This window comes from Lachnoanaerobaculum saburreum DSM 3986 (assembly GCF_000185385.1).
Classification (GTDB): Bacteria; Bacillota; Clostridia; order Lachnospirales; family Lachnospiraceae; genus Lachnoanaerobaculum; species Lachnoanaerobaculum saburreum.
Window position 1 is genome coordinate 772598 of record NZ_GL622296.1, and the last position, 25541, is coordinate 798138.

The 25541-nt window shown below is 35.8% G+C and carries 22 protein-coding genes; all 22 read left to right on the forward strand.

The genetic code is table 11. The features are described 5' to 3' along the window. Nucleotides 1-1392: TerB N-terminal domain-containing protein (locus HMPREF0381_RS03715; RefSeq protein ID WP_008750539.1), on the forward strand; the 1392-nt coding region annotated here is incomplete at its 5' end. After that, on the forward strand, nucleotides 1389-2717 hold the full coding sequence (locus HMPREF0381_RS03720) for an ATP-binding protein (protein ID WP_008750540.1): 1329 nt from the start codon (nucleotides 1389-1391) through the stop codon (nucleotides 2715-2717). The genes HMPREF0381_RS03715 and HMPREF0381_RS03720, both read left to right, overlap by 4 nt. Continuing rightward, on the forward strand, nucleotides 2714-4936 hold the full coding sequence (locus HMPREF0381_RS03725; RefSeq protein ID WP_008750541.1) for a DEAD/DEAH box helicase: 2223 nt from the start codon (nucleotides 2714-2716) through the stop codon (nucleotides 4934-4936). Before HMPREF0381_RS03720 ends, HMPREF0381_RS03725 begins: the two co-directional genes overlap by 4 nt. A 66-nt stretch (nucleotides 4937-5002) precedes the next feature. Continuing rightward, the gene (locus HMPREF0381_RS03730; protein WP_008750542.1) at nucleotides 5003-5293 is read left to right on the forward strand and encodes a hypothetical protein; all 291 of its coding nucleotides are present in this window, start codon (nucleotides 5003-5005) and stop codon (nucleotides 5291-5293) included. Beyond that, nucleotides 5290-5790 carry a DUF3368 domain-containing protein gene (locus HMPREF0381_RS03735; RefSeq protein WP_008750543.1) on the forward strand — a complete coding sequence of 167 codons (501 nt, stop codon included), beginning with the start codon at nucleotides 5290-5292 and terminating at the stop codon, nucleotides 5788-5790. The genes HMPREF0381_RS03730 and HMPREF0381_RS03735 overlap by 4 nt, the downstream gene beginning before the upstream one ends. Nucleotides 5791-5893: 103 nt before the next feature. Continuing rightward, nucleotides 5894-6562 (forward strand): HAD family hydrolase, encoded by a 669-nt coding sequence (locus HMPREF0381_RS03740; protein WP_008750544.1) that lies wholly within the window; start codon nucleotides 5894-5896, stop codon nucleotides 6560-6562. Nucleotide 6563: 1 nt separating this feature from the next. After that, nucleotides 6564-7748 carry an MFS transporter gene (locus tag HMPREF0381_RS03745; protein ID WP_008750545.1) on the forward strand — a complete coding sequence of 395 codons (1185 nt, stop codon included), beginning with the start codon at nucleotides 6564-6566 and terminating at the stop codon, nucleotides 7746-7748. Next, complete coding sequence (locus tag HMPREF0381_RS03750; RefSeq protein ID WP_008750546.1) at nucleotides 7735-8580, forward strand: glycosyltransferase; 846 nt, start codon at nucleotides 7735-7737, stop codon at nucleotides 8578-8580. Before HMPREF0381_RS03745 ends, HMPREF0381_RS03750 begins: the two co-directional genes overlap by 14 nt. A 121-nt stretch (nucleotides 8581-8701) precedes the next feature. Further along, a complete protein-coding gene (locus HMPREF0381_RS03755; RefSeq protein WP_040461116.1) occupies nucleotides 8702-9688 on the forward strand; it encodes a GHMP family kinase ATP-binding protein in 987 nt (328 codons plus the stop codon). 10 nt (nucleotides 9689-9698) lie between these two features. After that, the gene (locus tag HMPREF0381_RS03760) at nucleotides 9699-10643 is read left to right on the forward strand and encodes an NAD-dependent epimerase/dehydratase family protein (RefSeq protein WP_040461117.1); all 945 of its coding nucleotides are present in this window, start codon (nucleotides 9699-9701) and stop codon (nucleotides 10641-10643) included. A 16-nt stretch (nucleotides 10644-10659) separates the two neighbouring features. Continuing rightward, nucleotides 10660-11259 carry a D-sedoheptulose-7-phosphate isomerase gene (locus HMPREF0381_RS03765; protein WP_008750549.1) on the forward strand — a complete coding sequence of 200 codons (600 nt, stop codon included), beginning with the start codon at nucleotides 10660-10662 and terminating at the stop codon, nucleotides 11257-11259. A 9-nt stretch (nucleotides 11260-11268) separates the two neighbouring features. Further along, nucleotides 11269-12936: an acyltransferase gene (locus HMPREF0381_RS03770; protein WP_008750550.1), complete on the forward strand. Its 1668-nt coding sequence runs from the start codon at nucleotides 11269-11271 to the stop codon at nucleotides 12934-12936. Nucleotides 12937-12946: 10 nt separating this feature from the next. Next, nucleotides 12947-13726 carry an ABC transporter permease gene (locus HMPREF0381_RS03775; RefSeq protein ID WP_008750551.1) on the forward strand — a complete coding sequence of 260 codons (780 nt, stop codon included), beginning with the start codon at nucleotides 12947-12949 and terminating at the stop codon, nucleotides 13724-13726. A 12-nt stretch (nucleotides 13727-13738) separates the two neighbouring features. Further along, complete coding sequence (locus HMPREF0381_RS03780; RefSeq protein WP_008750552.1) at nucleotides 13739-14482, forward strand: ABC transporter ATP-binding protein; 744 nt, start codon at nucleotides 13739-13741, stop codon at nucleotides 14480-14482. Beyond that, entirely contained in the window at nucleotides 14475-15548 is a 1074-nt protein-coding gene (locus HMPREF0381_RS03785) for a glycosyltransferase family 2 protein (protein ID WP_008750553.1), read from the forward strand. The genes HMPREF0381_RS03780 and HMPREF0381_RS03785 overlap by 8 nt, the downstream gene beginning before the upstream one ends. 14 nt (nucleotides 15549-15562) lie before the next feature. Beyond that, a complete protein-coding gene (locus HMPREF0381_RS03790) occupies nucleotides 15563-16543 on the forward strand; it encodes a glycosyltransferase (RefSeq protein WP_040461118.1) in 981 nt (326 codons plus the stop codon). 9 nt (nucleotides 16544-16552) lie between these two features. Beyond that, nucleotides 16553-19624, forward strand: a complete 3072-nt coding sequence (locus HMPREF0381_RS14305; RefSeq protein WP_008750555.1) for a glycosyltransferase — start codon at nucleotides 16553-16555, stop codon at nucleotides 19622-19624. A 102-nt stretch (nucleotides 19625-19726) separates the two neighbouring features. Beyond that, the gene (locus tag HMPREF0381_RS03805) at nucleotides 19727-20740 is read left to right on the forward strand and encodes a GHMP family kinase ATP-binding protein (RefSeq protein WP_040461661.1); all 1014 of its coding nucleotides are present in this window, start codon (nucleotides 19727-19729) and stop codon (nucleotides 20738-20740) included. A gap of 21 nt (nucleotides 20741-20761) precedes the next feature. Then, nucleotides 20762-21403, forward strand: a complete 642-nt coding sequence (locus tag HMPREF0381_RS03810; RefSeq protein WP_008750557.1) for a D-sedoheptulose-7-phosphate isomerase — start codon at nucleotides 20762-20764, stop codon at nucleotides 21401-21403. Nucleotides 21404-21711: 308 nt separating this feature from the next. Further along, complete coding sequence (rfbF, locus tag HMPREF0381_RS03815; protein ID WP_008750559.1) at nucleotides 21712-22485, forward strand: glucose-1-phosphate cytidylyltransferase; 774 nt, start codon at nucleotides 21712-21714, stop codon at nucleotides 22483-22485. After that, a complete protein-coding gene (gene rfbG / locus HMPREF0381_RS03820; RefSeq protein WP_008750560.1) occupies nucleotides 22486-23544 on the forward strand; it encodes a CDP-glucose 4,6-dehydratase in 1059 nt (352 codons plus the stop codon). A 23-nt stretch (nucleotides 23545-23567) separates the two neighbouring features. Continuing rightward, nucleotides 23568-24908, forward strand: a complete 1341-nt coding sequence (gene rfbH / locus HMPREF0381_RS03825) for a lipopolysaccharide biosynthesis protein RfbH (protein ID WP_008750561.1) — start codon at nucleotides 23568-23570, stop codon at nucleotides 24906-24908. Nucleotides 24909-25541 lie beyond the last annotated feature (633 nt).

A 25541-nucleotide genomic window follows, 5' to 3' on the forward strand; every position in this document is an offset into this window, starting at 1 on the left:
TACAGTTATAATGATTATCCGTGGTATCAAAAGAGTAAGAATTTCTATAAGCAAGGAAAGTTTATGGAAGGCTATGAGGATAATTACTATGAGAAGGTGAGGGATTATTGTGGTTACTTTGTCACATATCATGAGCTTAATGCCAATCAGCTCAGGTCCTACTTTACATGGAGAACCGATATAAGAAAGGGTAACTACAGGAGTACATATACATCATTTATATATCTCTACATATATGAGCTGCTTTGCAAAATAGGCACCGTATCAAAGTATGACACTATAAATAAGTTAAAAGAGTTGGAAGAAAATGTCTTAAACTTTGACGACATAGAAAACGCTACTCAGATAAAGAGAAACTTAAACAGATGGTATTTTGAATATGCCGTTATAAATGGCTTTAGAGCAGATGAGATCAAAGGATACATAGGGGAAGATGTTTTCAAATGGGATGAAGCGATAGAAATATTTAAAAGGCCCGAAAATCACTCAGATAATGAGATATTTGATGCATTGGTATTTTTATTGGGAAGCAGGGTGGTAGGCTCTCTGAGTGTGAAAAAACAAAAAGAAAATATGATATATATATTTGCCTATGTTTGGAAAGCTATATTAAAAGCAGGCAGTATTGATGGACAAACTGTTTTTACACATTGCTTTAGCAGATTGCAGAGTAAAAGGTGGTATCCGCTTGGTAACACTCCATATCTTGGAGAAACCTGTGAAGGAACTGATTATGTTTTGAACAGTGTAAGGTCTTATCATTACAGTAAGCAGGTGTGGAGGGAAAAATCATACAGTAAAGAATGTTTTGACAAGAAAAAGCTTATATCGGTGTTTCGTGAGATTGACAGATATATGAGAGTGAAGTATAAATTGGGGTATTGTCTGAAGGAAAGAGAAGAGGATAAGTGGATAAGAGATTATGTCAAAGAGGCGTTTGATAAAGCCGTGTTTGAATTAAATAAAAATAAAAAGAAACAGATAGATATTGACTTTTTTGCTCTAAACAAAATCAGAAGTGATGCGGATATTACAAGGGAGAGCCTTATTGTGGAAGAATCGGAAGATACAATCTTTGATATATCGGACATGACGGATAATGTGAAGATACAAGAAAAAGAGAGTATTAAAACGGATATCCCGGCCGGACTTGATGAAAGTATAGACAGATGTGAAGATATAAATATAAGGATTTTAGAATGTCTACTGGCAGGAGAAGACTATAAACAATATATAAAAGAGAATAACCTCTTTGCTTCCATTGTCACGGATACACTCAATGCAAGGTTCTTTGACGATATCGGTGACAATATACTGGAATGTGACGGAGAGGATATTTATCTGATTGAAGATTATAAGGAAGATGTTTTAGATATAATGGAGAGATTATGAATGACGAGAAAAGGGTACCGAAGCGAATTGCACAGACACTTATCAATTCGCTAAAGGGCGGAGTGGTACCGAGAACGGGACTGCCATATATTACAGTAGGAAGAAAGAATGAGATTGAGGCACTACTTCACGATGTGGATATCGTATCGGAGGGAGGTGCTTCGTTCAGGTTTATTATAGGCAAGTATGGAAGCGGAAAGAGCTTTTTATTGCAGACCATAAGAAACTACGTGATGGATAGAGGCTTTATAGTAGCGGATGCAGACCTCTCGCCTGAGCGCAGGTTGCAGGGTACCAAGGGTCAGGGACTTGCAACCTACAGAGAACTTATCAGCAATCTGTCTACAAAGACGAAGCCCGAGGGAGGAGCCGTTACCCTACTCCTTGATAAATGGATTAACAAAATTCAAGCGGAATGTATGGAGGAGAGTAAATTCCTGCCGGGAAGCGGTGAGCTGTCTTTGGAGGTGGACAAAAAGATTTATTTTACCTTATCAAGCCTTTCAGAACTGGTACACGGATTTGAGTTCGGAAATATTTTATCAAAGTATTACCATGCCTATATAGAAGGTGATGACGATATGAAGATGAAGATAGTGCGTTGGTTTCGAGGTGAATATACAAGAAAGACAGATGCAAAAGAGGCACTTGGAGTCAATATAATAATCACTGACGATGACTGGTATGAGTATATCAAGTTGTTTGCCATGTTTTTCAGACTGGCAGGTTACTTAGGGCTTATGATTATGGTGGATGAGCTTGTCAATATCTATAAGATACCTAATGCGATTACCAGACAGTATAACTATGAAAAGATGCTTACTATGTACAATGATACTTTACAGGGAAAAGCGAAATACTTGGGTATCATAATGGGAGCCACACCGCAGACGCTTGAAGATAGGAGGAGAGGAATATACAGCTATGAAGCCCTTCGCTCAAGGCTTGCAGAGGGTAAGTTTTCAAGACCGGGTATGAGGGATTTGCTCTCACCTGTTATCAGATTGGACCCGCTCACACCTGAGGAGATGCTTGTACTTTGCGGAAAACTGGCGGATATCCATGCAGGGCTTTATGATTATACAAAGAATTTGGATGACAGAGACTTGGGTGACTTTATAAAGCTTGAGTATTCAAGGATTGGAGCAAGTGAAAGTATCACTCCTAGAGAGGTTATAAGAGACTTTATAGAATTACTTGATTTACTTTACCAAAATCCTAATCTAAGTATAAATGAGCTTTTAAATTCGGAAGGTTTTGATTTTGCAAAGCCTGATAACGTGTCGGATAATGTAGATGAGAATTTTGTGGAGTTTACACTATGAATGTGTTTGACAGATATGCCCCTTTTATCAGGAATTATATCTATGAATCAGGTTGGCAGATATTAAGAGGAGTGCAAAATGCGGCAGGTGATGTGATATTTAATACGGACGAAAATTTGCTGCTTACGGCTTCGACCGCTTCAGGTAAAACTGAGGCGGCATTTTTTCCTATACTTACATTACTTGAAGAAAATCCTTCAAATAGCGTGGGTGTACTATATATCGCACCGCTTAAGGCACTTATCAATGACCAGTTTGAGAGATTGAGCCATATATGTGAGGAAGCCGACATCAATGTGACAAGATGGCATGGAGATACTACACAAACCGGAAAGAGAAAACTTTTAAGAAAGCCGTCGGGAATATTACAGATTACCCCTGAGTCGCTTGAATCTTTGATGATAAATAAGCATATGGAAATTGTATCTTTGTTTCATGACCTCAGGTTTATAGTGATTGATGAGATTCACTCGCTGCTACGAGGAGACAGAGGCTTACAGACCTTTTGTCTGATAGAGAGATTATGTAGGGCGGCAGGCTGTGACCCGAGAAGAGTAGGGCTTTCGGCAACTATCGGAAATCCTAAGGCGGCAGGAGACTTTTTGGCTTGTGGAAGTAAAAGAAAGACGCTGATTCCGGAGTTTGACAGAGGCAAGGAAAAGTGGAGACTGTCTATGGAGCATTTTTTCAATACTGCTCCGCAGGCGGGAGAAGATAAGGAAGACTCTATAAGTGAACCTATAGGTGATAAAGCTCCTACAGGAGCAAATCCGGGGCTTGCTTATATCTTTGAGCATACAAAAGGGAGAAAATGTCTGATATTTACAAACTCACGCGAGGAATGTGAGGCGGTGTGTCAGAATCTTTTGCAATACTGTGAGTTCAACCGTGAACCTGACAGATTCCTTATTCACCACGGCAATCTGTCGGCATCTTATCGTGAGAGTGCGGAAGATGAAATGAGAGATGACGAGTCGCTTGTTTCAATATGTGCAACTGCAACACTTGAACTTGGTATAGATATAGGCAGACTTGAAAGAGCATTTCAGATAGATGCTCCTTTTACCGTATCGGGATTTCTTCAAAGACTTGGCAGGACGGGAAGAAGAGGTGAACCGGCACAGATGTGGTTTGTAATGAGAGAAGACCACCCGGAACCAAGGGCCATTATGCCTGAGATGATACCATGGTATCTGATACAGGGTATTGCATTGGTGCAATTATATATAGAAGAAAGATTTGTAGAACCTCCAAGACTTGAGCGGTTGCCTTTCAGCCTGCTCTATCATCAGACCATGTCAACACTGGCATCAAACGGAGAGATGAGTGCGGGAGAACTTGCATCAAAGGTACTTACACTCTCGGCTTTTGAGAGAATAAGTCAGGATGACTTTAGGAAACTTTTATTACATTTGATTGAGACGGACCATATAAACAGGACCGAAGGCGGAGGTCTTATAGTGGGAATAACCGGTGAGAGAGTAGTAAACAGTTATAAATTCTATGCGGTATTTATGGAAAATGTGGAATACTCGGTTCGCAGTGAATCACAGGAACTGGGAACTATTGTAAAACCGCCTGCAATCGGCGGTAAGGTAGCTATTGCAGGCAGAGTTTGGGTGGTGGAAGAGGTGGACCACAAGAAAAGGGCAATCTATGTCAGCTTGATAAAGGGAAATATTCCTGCATATTTCGGTGATGTGCCGGGAGATATACATACTCATGTGCTTGAGAAGATGAAGGAAATTCTTTGTACAAACGCTACATATAGGTATCTGATGAACAATGCAAAAGTAAGACTTGATCAGGCAAGAGCTTGCTTTGATATGGCAAAGTTAAAAGACAGAGTGCTTATACATCTTGGAGGAAATATGTGGGCGCTTTTTCCTTGGCTTGGCAGTTATGCCTTCTTGGCTTTAGAGAGATTTTTGAAAATACACTGTGTAAAGGAACTCGGACTTAAGGGATTAAGCCCTGTCAGACCGTATTTTATACAGTTTAGTATGAGTGTTAGTGAAAAGGAATTTTATAAAATCGTATGTAAGAAAGCCTGTGAAGACATAGATCCGCTCTCACTTGTATATGAAAAGGAAGTACCTGTGTTTGAAAAGTATGACGAGTTCGTACCGGATGAACTTGTAAAGAAGGGATTTGCCTGTGGAGTACTTGATATTGAGGGGATGAAAAATAGAGTGAGAGAGTGGGAGAAGTTTTTGTAAAGATGTTGCATAGCATATCTATAAAATATATAATTGTATTAAATAAAGAACATATGGAGGAGTAATATGGCAGCTACAGAGACAATCACTATCAATGTACCTATAGGTATGTCAAGGTATCTCATCGCAGGGGATCCCGAGTCTGAACTTAGGAGAAATGCTTTGCTTTTATATCCATATATATATAATCAAACAATATCACATGGAAGAGCGGCAGAAATTTTAGGAGTAAGCAAGTCTGACTTGATTACAATTTATGATAAACTTGGGTATTCGTATTATGATTTGATACAAGATGATTTGGAAGATGATATAGATACATTTAAGAAGTTAAAAGGTATGAGGTCGCAGTCATGATTGTGGTTTCCGACACAACGCCTTTGATTTCGCTATTAAAAATAGATAAGGTATATTTATTGGAGAAATTATTTGGTAAGATATTTATCCCACAAGCAGTATTCAACGAGTTGGTGGTAGATAAACGTTTTATTAAAGAAGCTGATATAATCAGAAATAATAGTCATATTGAAGTTAAAGAGGTAGGTAGCTTAGAAGCGGTAGATATTCTTAGGAGAGCCACAGGCCTTGATATAGGTGAGAGTGAAGCTATAGTTTTAGCAGATGAGTTAAAAGCAGATGTATTATTGATGGATGAAGCTAAGGGGAGGAATGTATCAAAAGATTTGGGACATAATGTAATGGGAACCATAGGTATAATTATGGTCGCGTACGAGGAAAATTTGCTGACATCTGAAGATGTCAAAGAATGTATAGAACAACTAAAGAAATCGGGTAGACATATAGGACGTAGATATTATAATATGCTGCTTAGTATGATTGACAGCCGGTTGTAGTAATAATAACGTTTGAGAGGAAGGAATACCGCCTTCCTCTTTTTTATATAGCTTTTATAATAAAAAAATGCTATGTTATTAAAAATAGAAAGGTGGTGGATTTATGATAAGAGCGGTACTGTTTGATATGGACGGACTTATGTTTGATACTGAGAGATTGTATGGGAGAGCATGGCAGAATGCGGCAATATTGCAGGGGTGTAAGATAAGCGATGAGGCAATATTACAGATAAAAGGTGCCAATAAAGATCTGGTATATGAGATATTGAAAAAAGATGCAGGAGAGGACTTTGATATCAATAAAGGCAGAGAGGCAAGAGAAGAATATATAACAAATTTTATAAGTAAGCATGGCATAACCAAGAAAAAAGGGCTTGAAAAACTTCTCATTTTCTTAAAAGAAAACAATATAAAGACCTGTCTTGCAAGTTCAACAAAGAGAAAAGTGGCACTTAGCTATCTGAAGATGGCTGATGTATACAAATACTTTGACGACTTTACATGTGGAGATGAAATAGAAAACGGTAAGCCTGCACCGGATATCTTTTTAAAGGCGGCAGACAAGTTAGGTGCGGATATAACTGAAAGCCTTGTTCTTGAAGATTCTATCAATGGAATAAATGCAGGCCTGTCGGCAGGTGCAAGAGTAATAATGGTACCGGATACTATAGAGCCGACAGATGAAATAAGAAAAAAAGTGGATGCCGTAGAACCGGACTTAGAGGGAGTGATAGAGTGGATAAGTAAGGAGAACGGCAGAGCAGGATTATAATATGGGATACAGAAGAATAAATATTCAATATACAGCATTACAGGGATTATTTTGGATGCTGTTTTGTGTAACCGGAGGGTTTATCTCATTTTATTTGCAGGGAAACGGCTTTGGAAACAGTCTTATAGGTATTATAACAGCGGCATTCTGTCTTGTTGCATTTATACTGCAACCTATAGTAGGCAATATATGTGACAGGGTAGATAAATTGACTTGGAAAAAACTTATAATCATACTTGGAGTACCATATATCATCACATGTATATTATTGCTTATTGTAAAGAGTAAAGGTCTTATTGTAATACTGTTTGGAACAATGTATGTAATTACATTTATATATCTGCCGTTGATAAACAGTGCCGTATTTGCCTATGAAAAAGAAGGGGTAAAGATAAATTTCGGTATTGCCAGAGGAACAGGTTCCACAATGTATGCACTTGTGGCATTGATAATTGGAAGTATGGCACGAAAATCAGGTACAAAGATAATTCCTTTATCAGGTCTGATTATAATAGTTTTATTTTTAGGCATTATAAGTACAATGCCGGTGGCCGATAAAATAAAGCCGGAAAAGAAAGAAGTTAAACATATGAATGTTTTAAGTTTTATAAGAAATTATCCATATTTTTCGATTATGCTTCTTGCTGTACTTTTTATGTTTTTCTCACATAATATCATCGGAACATATCTTTTACAGATTATACAGTCACTTGGAGGTAACAGTTCCAACCTTGGCAGAGCAATGTTTATTCAAGCTGTTGTTGAAATACCTGTTCTATTTACCTTTTCATTTATAATGGGAAAAATTAAGGTGGGAAATCTTATGGTTTTGGCAGGAATCGGCTATTTTATAAGGGCTATACTCTATTTTGTATCAGCAGATATAGGAATGATATATATTACACAATTTTCACAGATATTCAGTTTTGCGATAATTGCAGCCGCATCCGTATACTTTACAGGAATGGTGGTTAATGAACAAGATCAAACTACAGGACAGGCTTTTATGTCGGGAATGATGTCGGCAGGCACAGTACTTGGTTCTTTTTTTGGTGGAGCAATGCTTGACTGTTACTGTGTAAGAACACTTTTAAAAGCGAATATTTTTATTACTTTAGCAGGTCTGATTATAGCTATATGTTCAATTGTGATGATAAGGGGGAGAAAAAATAGTGAAGGAGTATAATGATACAGTAAAATTTTCAGTTTTGATATCGGTATATAATAAAGAAAAGCCTGATTTTTTGGAGAAAGCACTTGACAGTATCTGCAATCAAACATTAAAACCTGATGAGGTAGTATTGGTAAAGGATGGGATGCTTACACAGGAATTGGAAAAAGTAATAGATAGAGAACAAGATAAATTCATAGAGTATAATATAGACTTTATATGTGTACAGCTGGATAAAAATAAGGGGCTTGGTATTGCATTACAAAAGGGATTGGAAAAATGCAGGTATGATTATGTTGCCAGAATGGACGGGGATGATATAGCTACAGATACCAGATTTGAAAATCAGGTAAAATATATGAAGGAGCATAAAGATATATCGGTATTAGGGGGATATATAGATGAATTCAGTGTAGAAGGTGAAATAATCAGAACAAAGACAATGCCGTTGGATTATAAAAATTTATATAAATATGGAAAATACAGAAATCCGCTAAACCATATGACAGTACTTTTTAGAAAAAAAGATGTGACAGATGTAGGAGGGTATAAACCTTTAACAGGACTTGAGGACTATTATCTTTGGTGCAGAATGCTTGCAAGCGGATATAAAATTGCAAATATTGATAAAGTATTGGTGCATGCAAGACTTGGAAACTTTGAAAATAGGAGAGGCGGATTAGAATATTTTAAAACATACATCAGACTTAGAATATTACAAAGAAAGTTAAATTATACTAATGTATTTGAGTTTATATTAGGGGTGACAGTTACCGCCATGGTTACACTGTCACCAAGGAATGTAAGGGCAGGTTTGTACAAAATTCTTAGGAAAGACAAAAAATAAGTTATAGACGGTTGTATATAGGGGATTTTGTGTAAAAATCCTTTTATATAAAATGAAACTATGTTATAATGGCAGACGGTTATATACATTTAATCAAAGAGATCGATATAAGGAGAGGAATATGATTATTACAAAGACCCCGTTTCGTGTTAGCTTTTGTGGGGGTGGAAGCGATATGGCAAATTTCTATGAGAAATATGGTGGATGTGTACTCAGTACATCTATCAATAAATACTGTTATATTTCAATTCACCCATATTTTAATGAAAACCAGACACTGTTAAAGTATTCTGAAAATGAACTGGTGGATAATCCTGATCAAATCAATCATAAGATTTTTAGACGAGTTTTAACAGATATGGATATTCATGGAGTAGAGATTTCATCAACAGCTGATATACCCGGAGGAACAGGTCTGGGCTCTTCAAGTACATTTACAGTAGGTCTTTTAAACACCTTAAACTGTTATAAAGGTAAGTTTGTGTCAAAGGATAAACTTGCTAAACTTGCTTGTGAAGTGGAGATAGAAAAACTTGGAAATCCTATAGGAAAGCAAGATCAGTATGGTGCAGCACTTGGCGGACTTAATTTTATTAAGTTTAATCAGGACGGTTCAGTTTCACATGAGCCTATTTTGATGGATGGAAAGACATACAAAAGATTACAGAACAATTTGCTTATGTTTTATACAGGAACGACACGTTCTGCAAATACTATATTAGCTGAGCAGACGAAGAACATAACTTCAGAAGATAAGGCAAAGAATTTGTTGAAGATGTGCGGACTTGCAAGAGACATGAAAGCGGCACTGGAGAATAATGATATTTCTTCCTTTGGAAAGATACTTGATGAGGGATGGCAATTAAAGAAGGAACTTGCCTCCGGTATTGCCAATCCGGCAATAGATGAAGCCTATGAGATAGCTATGAAAAATGGTGCTTTGGGTGGAAAGCTTCTTGGAGCAGGTGGAGGCGGATTTCTTCTGTTCTACTGTGAAGAAGAAAAACAAGACAAGCTTAAGAAAGCTATCGGATTAAGAGAACTTGATTTCTCATTTGAGAGAGACGGTACCGGTGTGATATACATTGGAGATAAATATTGGGATTAAAGGAGAGAATATGAAAGTATTGGTTGCAGGTGGTGCAGGTTTTATTGGAAGCCATTTGATTGACAGTCTGCTTGCAGAGGGCAATGATGTAGTATGTATTGATAACTTCTTTATAGGCACAAAGAAGAATATTGAACATCTGATCGGTAATCCCCGTTTTACATTTTATGAGCAAAATCTTTGTGACAGAGAAAAACTGGATGAAGTGTTTGAAAAAGAAAAATTTGAATACGTATTTCACCTTGCAGCAAACTCAGATATTCAAGCAAGTGCAAATGACCCGGCTATAGAGTATGAGAATACATATTCTACAACATTTGAACTGCTTCAGGCAATGAGAAAGTATAATGTAAAAAAATTCTTCTTTGCTTCAACATCTGCTGTATATGGTGAGAAGGAAGGAAAGAATGTGTCGGAGGATGAGCCGAATCTTCGCCCGATATCATACTATGGTGCTGCAAAGCTCGGTTCAGAAGCACTTATATCAGCTTACAGTTATATGAATGATATTAAAGCACTTATATTCAGATTTCCAAATGTTATAGGACCCAGATTGACTCATGGTGTTATCTTTGATTTTGTAAAGAGGTTGAAAGCTGATCCAAGTCATCTTAGAATCCTTGGCGACGGTACACAGTGTAAACCTTATATTTATGTGCTTGACCTTGTAGAAGCTATAATGCAGTTTAAAGATGTGAAAGATACAGGAATTACACTTTACAATTTAGGTGTAAGTACACAGAGCAGTGTTAAAACTATTGCAGATATTGTAGTTGACAAAATGGGGCTTACCGGAATACCTTATGAATATACAGGCGGAAAAGGCGGCTGGAAGGGTGATGTGCCAAAATTCCAGTATGATCTTTCAAGGATTCATAAAGCGGGATGGAAAGCAAAACATGAGTCGGATGAATCTGTAGCGCTTACTGTAGAAAATGTATTAAAAATAAACTAAAGAATTAGAGGTAAAAATGGATTATACAAATAGTATTAAGGATTATATTTCACTGGAAATAGAGACATTAAAAAAATTAAATGTAGAAGATATCAACAAAGCTATGAACTTGATGGATGATACAAGAAAGGCCGGAGGCACTATCTTTGTATTTGGAAATGGCGGAAGCTCCGCTACTGCATCACATTATCAAAATGACTTCAATAAGGGAGTCAGTGAGTATCTTTATAAGAAGGGCGAGCCGAAGTTTAAGTTACTCTGTCTTAATGATAATGTAGCTACAATGATGGCCATTTCAAACGATATCGGATTTGAGGAAGTATTCCGTTTCCAGCTTGAGGGAGTTATCAAGGAAGGTGATATCGTGATGGCAATATCAGGAAGCGGTAACTCCAAGAATGTGCTGAATGCAGTGGAGTATGCCAAATCTTGTGGAAATAAGATAATAGGAATTACAGGTTATGACGGCGGTAAGCTAAAGCAGATGTCGGATATTTCACTATGTGCAGATGTCATGAGCATGCAGGTGACAGAAGATATACATATGATTTATGATCACCTTATTATGAGTATTTTTTATAAGACATTAGCCGGAAAAGAACATTTAAGAGTATAGGGATAGAAGATGGATAATCTTTTTGTTACAGTATTATTGATTGTGGGAATTGTCATATTGGCAATTCCACAATCTGTTTCTAAGACAATAAAGAAGCTTTGCCCGGTACTGCTGCTTTTTGTTGCAGTATTTGGTGGTGCTTTTTTTGTACAAACACAACTTGATACGAATGTTAAGATTATTGCAACCGGGACAAAAGATAAAAAAGCTGAGGGTACAGAGATTTTCATAAAGAAAGTCATCATTAACGGTAAAAGTGAAAGTCCGGTAGGCATTTTTTCAAGCGGATGGATTGAAAAAGATGGCGGATTGATTTGGAGAGATTATGATCAGTCTGATAATATGAAAGACACTGTCTATGCAAACTTTAAAAACGGAGATGATGTAACACTTGTCCTGAAAAAGAATAAATGGCAAGGTAAAGCCAGAATTATTTCCACCCAAGGTGATCAGGAATTTAACGGGTATATTGACAGTGAGTCTGATGAATGGATGACATTTGATATTAAAATATCATCCAATACTTTTATAACAAGAAAAACATTACTTCCGCTTGCAATTATTGCATGGTCGGTCTTGGCACTGATTTCACTTATTTGTGTTAAATTTTTCCCTGAAAAGAAAAGAGTAATAAAAGATCGTATAATAGGATTGGATGTTTTAAAGATATTATCGGCATCTATGATTATTCTTATTCATTCATCAGCAAATCTTTATAATAATCATGAAGTAGGCACATTGGCTTGGAAAGGTGGGCTTATATTAAATGTTATTCCAAGGTTTGCAGTGCCGGCATTTTTAATGATTTCCGGAGCATTATTGCTTGGTCGTAAGACAGATCAACAAAAGGCAATTAAAAAGGCGGTTTATGCAGGAGTTGCACTTGCAATTTGGAGCATTTCTTATGTAATTGCAAAAAAAATTGTTTGGAATGATGGAGATGTTATTTATGATATACTAAAACTTCCATTTAAGATAGGTCCGTCCGGACATTTATGGTATGGATATTTACTTGTGTGGATTTATCTGTTCTCTCCTGTTTTAAACAGCTTTTATGAATCATTGACTGAAAAGATGAGAATATATTTTATTCTCTTCGGATTAGTTGCACCCGGTGTTATAGATGGAATAATAACTTATTTTTCAATAGATGGTGTAATTCTTGAAAGCCCGACATTTATTTATCTGAATTTGGGATATATATCAATTATGTTCCTTGGCAGGGTGGTTTATGAAAATAGAGAGAAGTTGAGCTTATTATATGCGGTCGGAGCTGTTATTATAGGATTTTTGACTACATATGCATTATCATATGGAATATCGGAGAAACTTGGGTCATCAGTTCATACCTTCTTTTATGAAGTACAAATCTCAAATGTACTTTATGGAATAGGTGTTATGCTTTTTGCTTGTAAAATTAAAGCAAAAAGCAGTGACGGTTTTATAAAGAAAATCATAATTAAGCTTTCAGAATTATCATTAGGTATTTATTTTAGCCATTCACTTTTGATGTGGGTTATCGGAGAAAATATCTATATAGGAGACTTACACTTGGATATAGGAAATTCTGTTGCAGAATGCTTGCTATTTGTAGCTATAATTTTTGTGGGTACAATTATTATGATAGCACCGCTTGCAAATATTCCATATTTAAAAAAGCTTGTTAAGATATCATAGGTGGTAGAGGATGAATATATTTATAAATAAAATAAAACAATATCAGTTTATGTTCAGTGAACTGGTAAAGCGAGATTTCAATAAAAGATATAAAAGATCCGTCCTAGGTATCCTTTGGAGTATGATTGCGCCACTCTTTCAGCTTCTTGTAATGAGTTTTGTATTTGACAGAGTCTTTGGAGATACTATGGAACACTATACTATCTATATGTTTGCCGGACAGCTTATGTTTAACTACTTTAGAGAAGCTACAGACAACGGTATGCAATCTATTACATCAAATTCAGGTATTATCACAAAGGTCAATGCGCCCAAGTATCTTTTCCTGATTTCAAAGATAATGGCGGCATCAATCAACTTCCTGCTTACATTGGTGATATTTTTTATCTTTGTAATAGCATATCGTATCACTATTACATGGAAGTTTATCTTTGTGATATTTCCAATTATATGTTTGTTTGTGCTTATAGTAGGTACAGGTTTGATATTGTCGGCATTATTTGTATTCTTTAAGGATATACAGTATCTCTATGACATATTTACACTTGCATTGATGTATTTTACAGCAATATTCTATGATGTAAAAATATTTGAGGGTAGTATTGTGGCCAAACTTATTTATTTGAATCCGGTCTTCGTTTACATAGATTATTTGCGTGAAATTGTACTGCATAATACAATTCCGGCATTTTCATATCACCTATACTGTATATTTTATGCCTTATTTATTTTGCGTATAGGTATGTGGATGTATAAAAAATATAACTATATGTTCTTATATTATATTTAGGAAGGTGAACTTATGAATATGATAGAAGTGGATCATGTCTCTGTAACATATATTCTGGGAGATATAAAGGAACTGTCTTTGAAAGAGTTCTTTATTAGAAAATTACATGGAGAGGTGATTACAAAAGAGTTTAAAGCACTGGATGATATTACCTTTCATGTAAAAAAGGGTGAGTTGTTGGGAATTATCGGTTCTAACGGCTCAGGTAAGTCTACTATATTGAAGGTTTTATCAAATATTATGCCGGCTTCAGCAGGAACTGTAAAAGTAAATGGTGTAGTGGCTCCACTTTTGGAACTTACAGCCGGTTTTGATGATGAGATGACAGTCAAAGAAAATGTGTATCTGCGTGGGGCATTGCTTGGATATACTAAAAAGTTTATTGAAGACAAATATGATGAGATAATTGATTTTGCAGAGATAAGAGACTTTGAAGATGTAGCATTTAGGAAACTCAGTTCAGGTATGAAGTCAAAGATTGCGTTTTCACTTGCTTCATTTGTAAAGCCGGATATACTTATACTGGATGAGGTTCTATCAGTAGGAGATATCTCATTTAAAGCAAAATCTGAACAAAGGATGAAAGAACTCTTTGACAGTGGTGTTACTACTATTTTGGTATCTCATGCTATAGAACAAATTAGAGAAATGTGTACTAAGGTTCTTTGGCTTGAAAAAGGTCATATGAGAGGTTATGGTGAGACACAACAGATGTGTGATGAATATGAAGCATATATGAGAGGTGAACATGCCTAAAGTCACAGTGCTCTTGCCTGTATACAATAGTGAAAAGTACATCAGAGAAAGCATAGACAGTATTATAGCGCAGAGCTTTACAGATTGGGATATGCTCATATTGAATGAGTATGGTTCAAATGAAGAATGTACTAAGATTGTAAAAGAATATGAACAACTGGATAAAAGAATCAAAGTTATCTGTAATGATAAACGGCTGGGTCTTGCCAAATCACTGAATCTTGGTATAAGAAAGGCAACCGGTGAGTATATAGCAAGAATGGATGCAGATGACATCTCAAGAAGAGACCGTTTCCAAAAGGAAGTTGATTTTCTTGATAGCCATCCGAACGTGGCAGTAACAGGTTCATATCAGCATCATTTCGGTGTAGATATTGACTGGATACATAAACCGGCGACTGAACCGGCACAATGTAAGAGCAATGCTGTTTTTTTCTGTGACCTATGTCACTCTACTTTGATGTTAAGGAAAAGTGTTTTTGTAGAGAATAATTTATACTATGATAATACTTATTTAGCGGAAGATTTTGAACTGTGGAGTAGAGTGATAGATTTTGGAGATATTGCAAATATTCCTGAAGTGCTTGGAGAGTACCGTGTAGGTGAAGATAATATTACTTTAGAGAAGAAGTCAATGCTTCATCTTGAAAGTGGTAGAATAGTGGCAAAGACCTTAAAAAGAACTATAGGGCTTGAACTTTTGGATGATGAGTGTATACTCTTTAATAATTGGAAGAATGATTATTTTGAAATAAAAGATATAAATAAGAAAAAAGAAGCCTATAGATCATTAAAAAATGTACTTAGAAAGATTTATGAGAAAAATCAGGAAGTAAAATTCTTTGATGATGATGCATTGCTTAGGTCTATCCGTGCCAAATGGGCATGGGCACGAGGTGGGGAGCCGTTCAATAGGATGACAGATGTTGAAGGAGGAATTGATTCTATATTTAGAACAAAATACCCTAACCCATATATAAATCGTTTTTATTACTTTTGGAAAGAAAATAAGGGTGTAAAAGCTAAAATCAAAAAAATTTGCAAAAAAATAAAAGAATTATTCTAGGAAGGAGAAAAACCATGCTATTAAGTATTATTGTGCCGGTCTATCAGGTGGAAGAATATCTGTATACTTGCATTAAATCAATGCTTGACTGTCATGGCTTTTCTTATGAAATAATACTTGTGCTAAAGCCGTCAAGTGATAAAAGTGAACTGATTGCAAATGAGATACAAAAAGAGTACAGTAGTAAAGTGAGGGTTATCGTTCAAAACGGTGACGGGTTATCCAATGCAAGAAATGTAGGATTAAAATATGCAGTTGGAGAATATGTAGCCTTTTTTGACAGTGACGATTATATAGACGTAGATGCTTTTTCTAATCTTATGCAGAGTTTAGAAGGTAAAACTTCTATAGATGCAATCATCTCTGATTACTATATTGTTGGAAATTCAAAAAACATTTCAAAGGTAGATACAATTGAGGGCGAGGAGTTGATTTGTGACAATTCATACTTGGAAGCTTTCTTAAAGAAGAGAAGAAACTATTGGAATGTGTGGCAATATGTTTTAGGTAGAAAATTCCTTTTAGAAAACAATCTTTTTTTCTTAGAGGGGGTTCACAGTGAGGACATTGAGTTTGCAACCAGAGTTATTTTAACAGCGAAGCAGTTTGCTTTTTTTGGAAAGCCATATTATTACTATAGGATTGGCAGAGAGGGATCACTTGCAAATAAGGTTACATTAAAGCATATAGTTGATTTGATGGATATGTTAAGTATCAGTGTGAAGAGAGTAGAAAATGATAAGTTTCTCTATAAAGATCTTCTGGCTGGTAAATTAAGCTTACAATATATTTTGTCATTTGTTATGATATATGATGTTGATGAAACTGAAAGAGCAAATGCAGTGGAATATATATGTAAAAAAAAGTCATTGTATCAAGAATTAAAGCGTAAGGATGCTATGCAGAAATTGTTCTTGAGACTGGGAGTCGGGTATTCCGCTTACGTTTTAAAGATTGTTCGAGATTTAAGAAGGATATTACTAAAAATACATTAGGAGTGAATTATGTATAATAAAGATATTTTGATTGATGAAATAAAAAATAACAAATTGCCGATTACAAAGAGTGAGATTGAAGAGTTATCTTTATCTGATTCATATGTCGGAAAGTCTGATAAGGATATTTTGCAGGCATTAGTGGATTTAGATCTTTTGCTCAAGAAATTTTTCTTCCGGATGATGAAAAAATCCAAAGAAAAGGGTTTGGATTTCTTCAAGTTATGTCATAAAAAGATGAAAAAAGCATATGAAGTTTGGTCAATGGCTTGTAGTAATGAATATGAAAGAAATAAGTTGGGAACTATATATGAAAATTCAATGTTTATGCATAAGGAGTTTTATAGACAAAAGACATTTGCTTCTAAAGAACCGCTGATAACTGTACTTATGCCTACATTTAACAGTGAAAACTATATTGGAGAAACTTTGTGGTCGGTGTTTGAACAGACTTGTCCTGATTTTGAATTATTGATCATGAATGAAGCCGGCAGTAGTGATGAAACAACTGAAGTAATCAGTTTTTTTGAAGATGACCGTATAAAAGTGGTTCAAAATAAAACCAAATTAGGATTGGCAGAATCACTAAATGAAGGAATAAGGATTGCAAGAGGAAAGTATATTGCCAGAATTGATGCAGATGATTTGGCGACAGAAGATCGCTTTGAATTGCAGGCGGATTTTTTGGAAAATAATAAAGAATATGGATTATGTGGTAGCAGGCAGCATCATTTTGGAGTTGACACGGATTTTGTACATGAAGTAGCTGAAGAACATGATGATATAAAAGCTGCACTTATTTATGGATGCGAAATATGCCATTCAACCATTATGATCAGAAGAGAGTATTTTCTAAAGAATAATCTTTTTTATGATAATACAAAAAAGGCAGAAGACTATGAACTTTGGACAAGAGCGGTACATAAATTCAAATTTCATAATATAAAGAAAGTTTTAGGTGAGTATAGGGTTGGTGCTGAGAATATCACCAAGAATAAATTCAATGCGCTTTCAGCTGAGTCGGCAGTGATTGCAGCAAATAATCTTTCAAAATATTTAAATGTCAATGTTTCTAAGAATCACCTTGAGTACCTTACAGGATGGGAGAATAGATTTGAAGAAGTAGAAGAGAAAGAAAGAAAAGTGGCATTAGAAGAGGAAGAAGCCATTTTGAGAGAAATGGTAAAAAATAATTTGATATATAAAAATTATAAAGATTCCAGTCTTTTAATAGCTATAAATAGAAGGTGGAGATGGATTTTAGGAAAATATTCCTATGGACATGATTTGGATGAAGTTCTTAATGTTGATGACTTGTTTAAAAAGTATCCGTTTAGTGAGATAAGGTGTGATGAAGAAAATTGCACAGATAAATCTTTTTCATTGAAGCAGTGCCTTAAAGGGGTTTTAAAATTCTTTTATACTCCATTCAGACATGGAATTTCATATAAGATGAGACAGCAACTTTGGGACTTGGATGGACATCTTAAAGATAGTAAAGATGAAATTCTAAATAATGTTACAGACAGCAAGTATGATATTTTAAATCATGTTAAAGATTCTGAAACAAGGCTAAAGCAGCAAACCTATTTGATGCTGGAGAAAAACGGCAATGAATTATATGATCAATTAGAACGATCTATTGAGAAACTTGAGGGACAGGTTGAGAGCATAAAGGCCATGGTAGAGTCACAAAATGCATCTTTAAAAGAGATGATTGACAGCAGGATTTATAAGGCTGAGACAAATTTGGGTCAAACATTTGACAGTAGAATTTATAAAGCTGAGACAAGTTTAGGTCAGACATTTGACAGCAGAATCTATAAGGCGGAAGAGAATCTAAGTCAGACATTTGACAGCAGAATCTATAGGGCGGAAGAGAACTTAAGTCAGACATTTGACGGCAGAATTTATAAGACAGAGACAAACCTGGGTCAAGCTTTTGACAGCAGAATCTATAAGGCGGAAGAGAACCTAAGTCAGACATTTGACAGCAGAATTTATAAGGCGGAAGAGAACCTAAGTCAGACATTTGACAGCAGAATTTATAAGGCGGAAGAGAATTTAAGTCAGGCTTTTGACAGCAGAATTTATAAGACGGAGACAAACCTGGGTCAGGCTTTTGACGGTAGAATCTATAAGGCGGAAGAGAATCTAAGTCAGACATTTGACAGCAGAATCTATAAGACGGAGACAAACTTGGGTCAGGCTTTTGACGGTAGAATCTATAAGGCGGAAGAGAATCTAAGTCAGACATTTGACAGCAGAATCTATAAGACGGAGACAAACTTGGGTCAGGCTTTTGACGGTAGAATCTACAAGGCGGAAGAGAATCTAAGTCAGACATTTGACAGCAGAATCTATAAGGCGGAAGAGAACTTAAGTCAAACTGTTGATGGCAGGGTATGGAAATCAGAACTTTATCTTAAGAAGGAAATTCTGGGCAAAATTTGGATATTAAACAGGATGTTAACAGACTTGGTAAATTTACAAAAAGATAAGAGTGAATATGGATCCACTTCAATATATGGATCAAATTTTTATGAGGATAATCAGTATGGATCATACTTATCTGCAATTGAAGTTTTGAAATATGTAATACCTATATATAAACCTGAAAGTATAGTAGATTTTGGATGTGGAACAGGTACATGGTTGGCTGCTGCCAGACAGATTAATAGAGATATTCAAATAATCGGAGTAGATGGTGACTATGTAGATACAGATATGCTGATGATTGATAAAGAGTATTTTTTACCAAGAGATTTGTCAAAAGAATTAGACTTATATAGAAAGTTTGATATTGCGATGTCATTAGAGGTTGCAGAGCATTTAGAAGAAAAGTATGCTGATATTTTTGTAGATACATTATGTAGGCATTCAGATATAATTTTGTTTTCTGCCGCTCATGTTGGACAAGGTGGAGATGGTCATGTAAATGAGCAACCAATTAGTTATTGGGTTGAGAAATTTCAAAAAAGAGGATATACATGGCATGATATAAGGGATGTGTTTAAGGCTAATTATGATATTGAGCAATGGTATAAAGATAATATATCTATTTTTATAAAGGAAAGATAATCTTTTTAAATTGACAAATGTCAAAGAGTCCATTGTAAAATATATTAAGACATATGAATTTAGTATTTAGAGGGATTGCATATAATATATGCATATAAGATTATGATTATTGCACAAACACCGTTTAGAATGTCCTTTTTTGGTGGAGGGACAGATTATGAAGGATTTTTTAAGGAACATGAGGGGGCAGTTATATCTACTACATTTGATAAATACTGTTATACAACGATACGTCATCTTCCAAGATTTTTTGACTATTCAAATGAAATAGTCTATGGAGTGATGGAAAGAACTAAATCAGTTGATGAGATAAAACATCCTGCTGTAAGAAATATTATGAAATATCTGGATATGCATGAACTCCGGGTAGTATATGAAGCGGATTTACCTGCAAGATCAGGACTTGGGACAAGCTCTTCTTTTGCAGTGGGACTTTTAAATGCATGTTATGCTTTAAAGGGTAAGTATGCTGATAAGCGGAAGCTCGCAGATGATGCAATATATATTGAAAGAGTCCTATGTAATGAAGCCGGTGGAATACAGGATCAAATTGCGGCATCATTTGGTGGATTCAATCGTATTGACTTCAGAGCGGACGGATATACTGTCTCACCGGTTGTATTCTCTACTGACAGGCAGAAAGAATTAAATAACAGGTTGATGTTGTTTTTTACAGGGTTTTCGAGATTTTCAAGTGATATTGCTCAAAGTCAAATAAAGGCAACGAGGGATAAGACAGCTGAACTGCTGGAAATGAAAGCATTGGTTGATGATGTGCAGAGATTACTAGTTTCAGGTTCTGATCTAAATGAGTTTGGCAGATTACTTGACTATACATGGAAGTTAAAGAGAAGTATTACGTCTGATATAAGCAACAATGATATTGATATTCTATACAATAAGGCAATAGAAGCAGGTGCTTTAGGAGGAAAGTTGCTTGGTGCCGGTGGAGGAGGTTTTTTATTGTTCTATGTAGAGCCGGAATATCAACAAAATGTTAGGAAGGTATTAGAAGATTTAATATATGTTCCGTTTGAGTTTGAGAATGAAGGTACCAGGATTATGTACTATAGACCGGAATATTTTGATCTAAAGACAATGAAGGAGGTTCTATAGGTTCATTAAAGGGTATTAAATATGAAAGAGAGTATTTTAAATATATTAAATGAGTTAATTAGAAGATATCCAAGTCTGGCAGGACAAAGGGAGAATATCATTGGAGTATATAAGGTGCTTGAGCAGACTTATTCTGATGGTGGTAAGCTTTTGGTAGCGGGTAACGGTGGAAGTGCCGCTGATTCAGAACATATTGTAGGTGAGCTTATGAAGGCGTTTATAAAGCCGAGAAAGTTGGATACTGCACTACAGGATAAGTTAAAGTCTGTAGATAAGAAACTTGGTGAGGTTCTTGCTGATAACCTGCAAGGTGCCTTGCCTGCAATATCAGTAACAGGTCATGTCGGGCTTTCAACAGCATATCTTAATGACTGTAGCCCTTTGCTTGCATTTGCACAGCAGGTGAACGGCTTTGGCAATGTGGGAGATGTATTTCTTGGTATATCCACTTCAGGTAATTCTGAGAATATTTTATATGCTTTGGTGACTGCCAGAGCAAAGGGTATGAAGACTGTCGGACTTTCCGGAAGAGACGGCGGCAGAATGAAGGAATTTTGTGATGAGATAATTATAGTACCGGAAAAGGAGACATTTAAGATTCAGGAGTTACATCTACCTGTATATCATGCTTTATGTCTTATGCTTGAAGAAAGATTTTTTTAACAGATGGATGCAGTAGTGTCTTACACAGATTATTTTATTGCACTGTGTTTAAGTGAGTTGATTTTCAACTCACTTTTATACTATATCAATTCAAATGGACAACCATACGGCATTGAAACCGGAGGGCTGTCCATTTTGAGTTAATTTAGTTTAACCGCCTATTGTTGACATAGAATAAGATATGACTTAGTATTAGTACAGATTTGTTTTGCGGATGAGAGTAACCGCTATGGAAGTAGAGTAGGATAGGCTTATAAAATTAAAGATATAGATATATTAAGCCGATATAGTATATTATGGAGATTTAAATGAAAACAGTGATATTAGCAGGTGGACTTGGAACAAGGATTTCTGAAGAAAGCCATTTGAAGCCGAAGCCGATGATTGAATTAGGCGGTCAGCCTATTTTATGGCATATTATGAAGTATTATTCGACATTCGGTATCAATGAGTTTGTCATATTGGCAGGATATAAGCAGAATAAGATAAAAGAGTATTTTGCCAACTATTTTGTATACAATTCCGATGTGACTTTTGATATGAAGAATAATAAGATGGAAGTACATCAAAGAAATGCGGAGGACTGGAAGGTAACAGTACTTGATACAGGGTTAAATACTATGACAGGCGGAAGAATACTTAGAGCAAAGGAACATTTAAAGGATGAGCCGTTTATGCTTACTTATGGTGACGGAGTATCGGATGTGGATATAGACGCGTTGCTTAAGTTTCATCAGACTCATGGTAAAACTGCGACTATAACTACGGTAAGTCTGGCACAACAAAAGGGCGTACTTCAAAAGGATGAATCAGGTCTTATTACATCATTCAGAGAGAAAAGTGAAGATGATTCAGCTATTATCAACGGCGGTTTTATGGTACTAAATCCGAATATATTTGATTATATCACAGAGGGAGATGCTACAATATTTGAGCAGAGTCCTATGTTGAAACTTGCAAAGGACGGCGAGCTTATGGGATTTGAACATGACGGTTTTTGGCAATGTATGGATACTCAAAGAGAGAAGGAGAAGCTTGAGAGCCTTTGGGCAAGTGGAAAGGCTCCTTGGATGAGGTGGTAAATGGACAGATGGAATGAATTAGCAGATTTCTATAATGGAAAGAAAATCTTGATCACCGGGCATACAGGATTTAAAGGAGCCTGGATTACAAAAATTCTTGTAATGTTGGGTGCCGAAGTGACAGGTTATGCACTGAATCCACCTACAGAGGAGAATTTATTTGATATATTGGAACTTTCAAGTGAGGTTGATTCTGTTATTGGAGATATTAGAGATTTAAAACATTTAAAAGAAGTGTTTGATAGAGTAAATCCTGAACTTGTACTTCATATGGCAGCACAACCGCTTGTGCGTACATCATATGAACAGCCGGTGTATACATATGAAACCAATGTAATGGGAACGGTAAATATACTGGAGTGTATAAGGCTATCAAAATCTGTAAAAAGTTTTTTGAATGTTACAACAGATAAGGTTTATGAGAATAAGGAAATAGACAAGGGATATGTTGAGACTGACTTTTTAGACGGATATGATCCATATTCTAATTCAAAGTCTTGTTCAGAGCTTGTTACACATAGCTATAAGAAAAGCTTTTTATCAAATATCCCTGTATCAACTGCAAGAGCAGGAAATGTTATCGGTGGTGGAGATTTTGCCTTGGATAGAATTATTCCGGATTGTTTTCGTGCGGCCGGAAATAAAACTGAAGTTGTGCTTAGAAATCCTAAGTCTATTCGTCCATATGAACATGTACTTGAGCCGCTTTTTGTATATCTTGAGATTTTAAAGAAACAGTGTGAAGACAGTGGTAAGTATGAGGGATATTTTAATGTAGGACCTGATGATGTAGACTGCATACATACTGATGAACTTGTTGCTCATTTTAAGAAATATTGGGGGGACGGCTTTGATTTTAAGGTTCAGTCTGATGGCGGACCGCATGAAGCAGGTTTCTTGAAATTGAACTGTGATAAATTGAAAAAAGTATATAATTGGAAACCTGTTTTAAATATAGAGAAAGCGGTTTCTCTAAGTGTTGATTGGTATAAAGCATACTATAAAGGTTGTGATATGAAAGATTTTACAAAGAATCAAATTCTTTCGTTTTTAAAATAATAATAGTTGGAGAGGAAGTCTAAATGTTAAATAATAAAACACAGGAAGAGGCTCGTAATGAGATACTTAAATTAGTAAAGGAGTATCATGATGCCTTTCATAATAAAAAGAAGGAGTTTAAGGAGGGTGATAGAATAACCTATGCTTCAAGAGTCTATGATTCAGAAGAGATGGTAAATCTGGTAGATGCTTCACTTGAGTTTTGGCTGACTGCCGGAAGATATTTCTATAAGTTTGAAAGTGACTTTGCAAAGCAATTTGGAGTAAAGTATGTATCACTTGTAAACTCGGGTTCAAGTGCGAATCTGCTTGCTTTCATGACTTTGACATCACCGCTTTTAGGCGACAGACAGGTAAAAAGAGGTGATGAGGTTATTACAGTAGCTTGCGGTTTTCCTACTACAGTTACTCCTATTATTCAGTATGGAGCAGTGCCGGTATTTGTAGATGTAACAATACCACAGTATAATATAGATGTAACTAAGCTTGAGGATGCACTTTCATCAAAGACTAAGGCTGTTATGGTAGCACATACACTTGGAAATCCTTTTGACCTTGAGACAGTATCAAAGTTTTGTAAGGATCATAATCTGTGGCTTATAGAGGATAACTGTGATGCACTTGGAAGCACATATGATATAGACGGAGTAAAGAAGTTTACCGGAACTGTAGGAGATATAGGAACATCAAGTTTTTATCCGCCACATCATATGACAATGGGAGAGGGAGGTGCAGTATATACATCTAATGCTCTTTTGAATAAGATAATAAAGTCTATGAGAGATTGGGGAAGGGATTGTATATGTCATTCAGGACAGGACAATGCATGTGGACATAGATTTGACAGGCAGTATGGCGAGCTTCCTTTGGGATATGATCACAAGTATGTATATTCACATTTCGGATATAACTTAAAGCCTACAGATCTTCAAGCGGCAGTGGGTGTTGCACAGCTAAAGAAGTTTCCCGAGTTTGTTACAAAGAGAAGAGAAAACTATAAGAGACTTTATAATGCACTAAAGCCTATAGAGGATAAAATTATACTTCCTGTTCCGGCAAAGAATGCCGAACCAAGTTGGTTTGGATTCCTTATCACTTGCAGAGAGGGAGTAGACAGGGATAAGCTTGTAGGTAATTTAGAGTCAAACGGTATTCAAACCAGAATGTTATTTGCCGGAAATATTATAAAGCACCCATGCTTTGACCAACTGAGAGCCTGTGGTGAAGGATATAGAGTAGTAGGTGAACTTACCAATACCGACAGAATTATGAATGACACTTTCTGGGTAGGGCTTTATCCGGGAATGAGCAATGATATGCTTGATTTTATGGCTAAGATGATTATTGAAGGAGTTAGGGAATAAATTTAATTTATCCGGTCATATGTACTTATAATATATTTATTTAATATATTAAAGTGATATCAAATTAACGTAACAAATTGATTATTACAATATGCTTAATATACTGCCAAAAGATAGGGTGTGTTTTATAGCATATTGCACAAGGAATATTCGTGATACTGCACAATATTCCTTGATATTTTTATGCAATACACCAAAAGTGCTTTTTAAATCTTAAGTATTAATGTAATCTATTGTTAAAATAGGCGTAGTTGGTATAATAGAGCCATCAAATGTTTTTCATGGTTTTTGGTTTGGTATCTGATGTAATCTATGGGAAATGCACTTTCCGCTCTAATTAATCTAAGTTTCTAAAAAGTTCTAAAAACCATGATATAGTCGGTGCATAGACTTTGGGCACGTAGCTGTACAGTCAAGTATAACAGATTGCTTGGCTGTACAGTTGCGTATAGGTATTTTTAAGATGGAGTCGGTTGAATTTCTTTGGTATAATAAAGGAGAAGGGTATGAAAAGTAAGGATATAACGCAGAAGATGCTTGAAAGATATAATGATGTATTTGCAGATATAGTAAATGTATTGTTATTTAACGGTAAGAGGATAATAGAAGAAAATGCATTGATAGACACGCCTA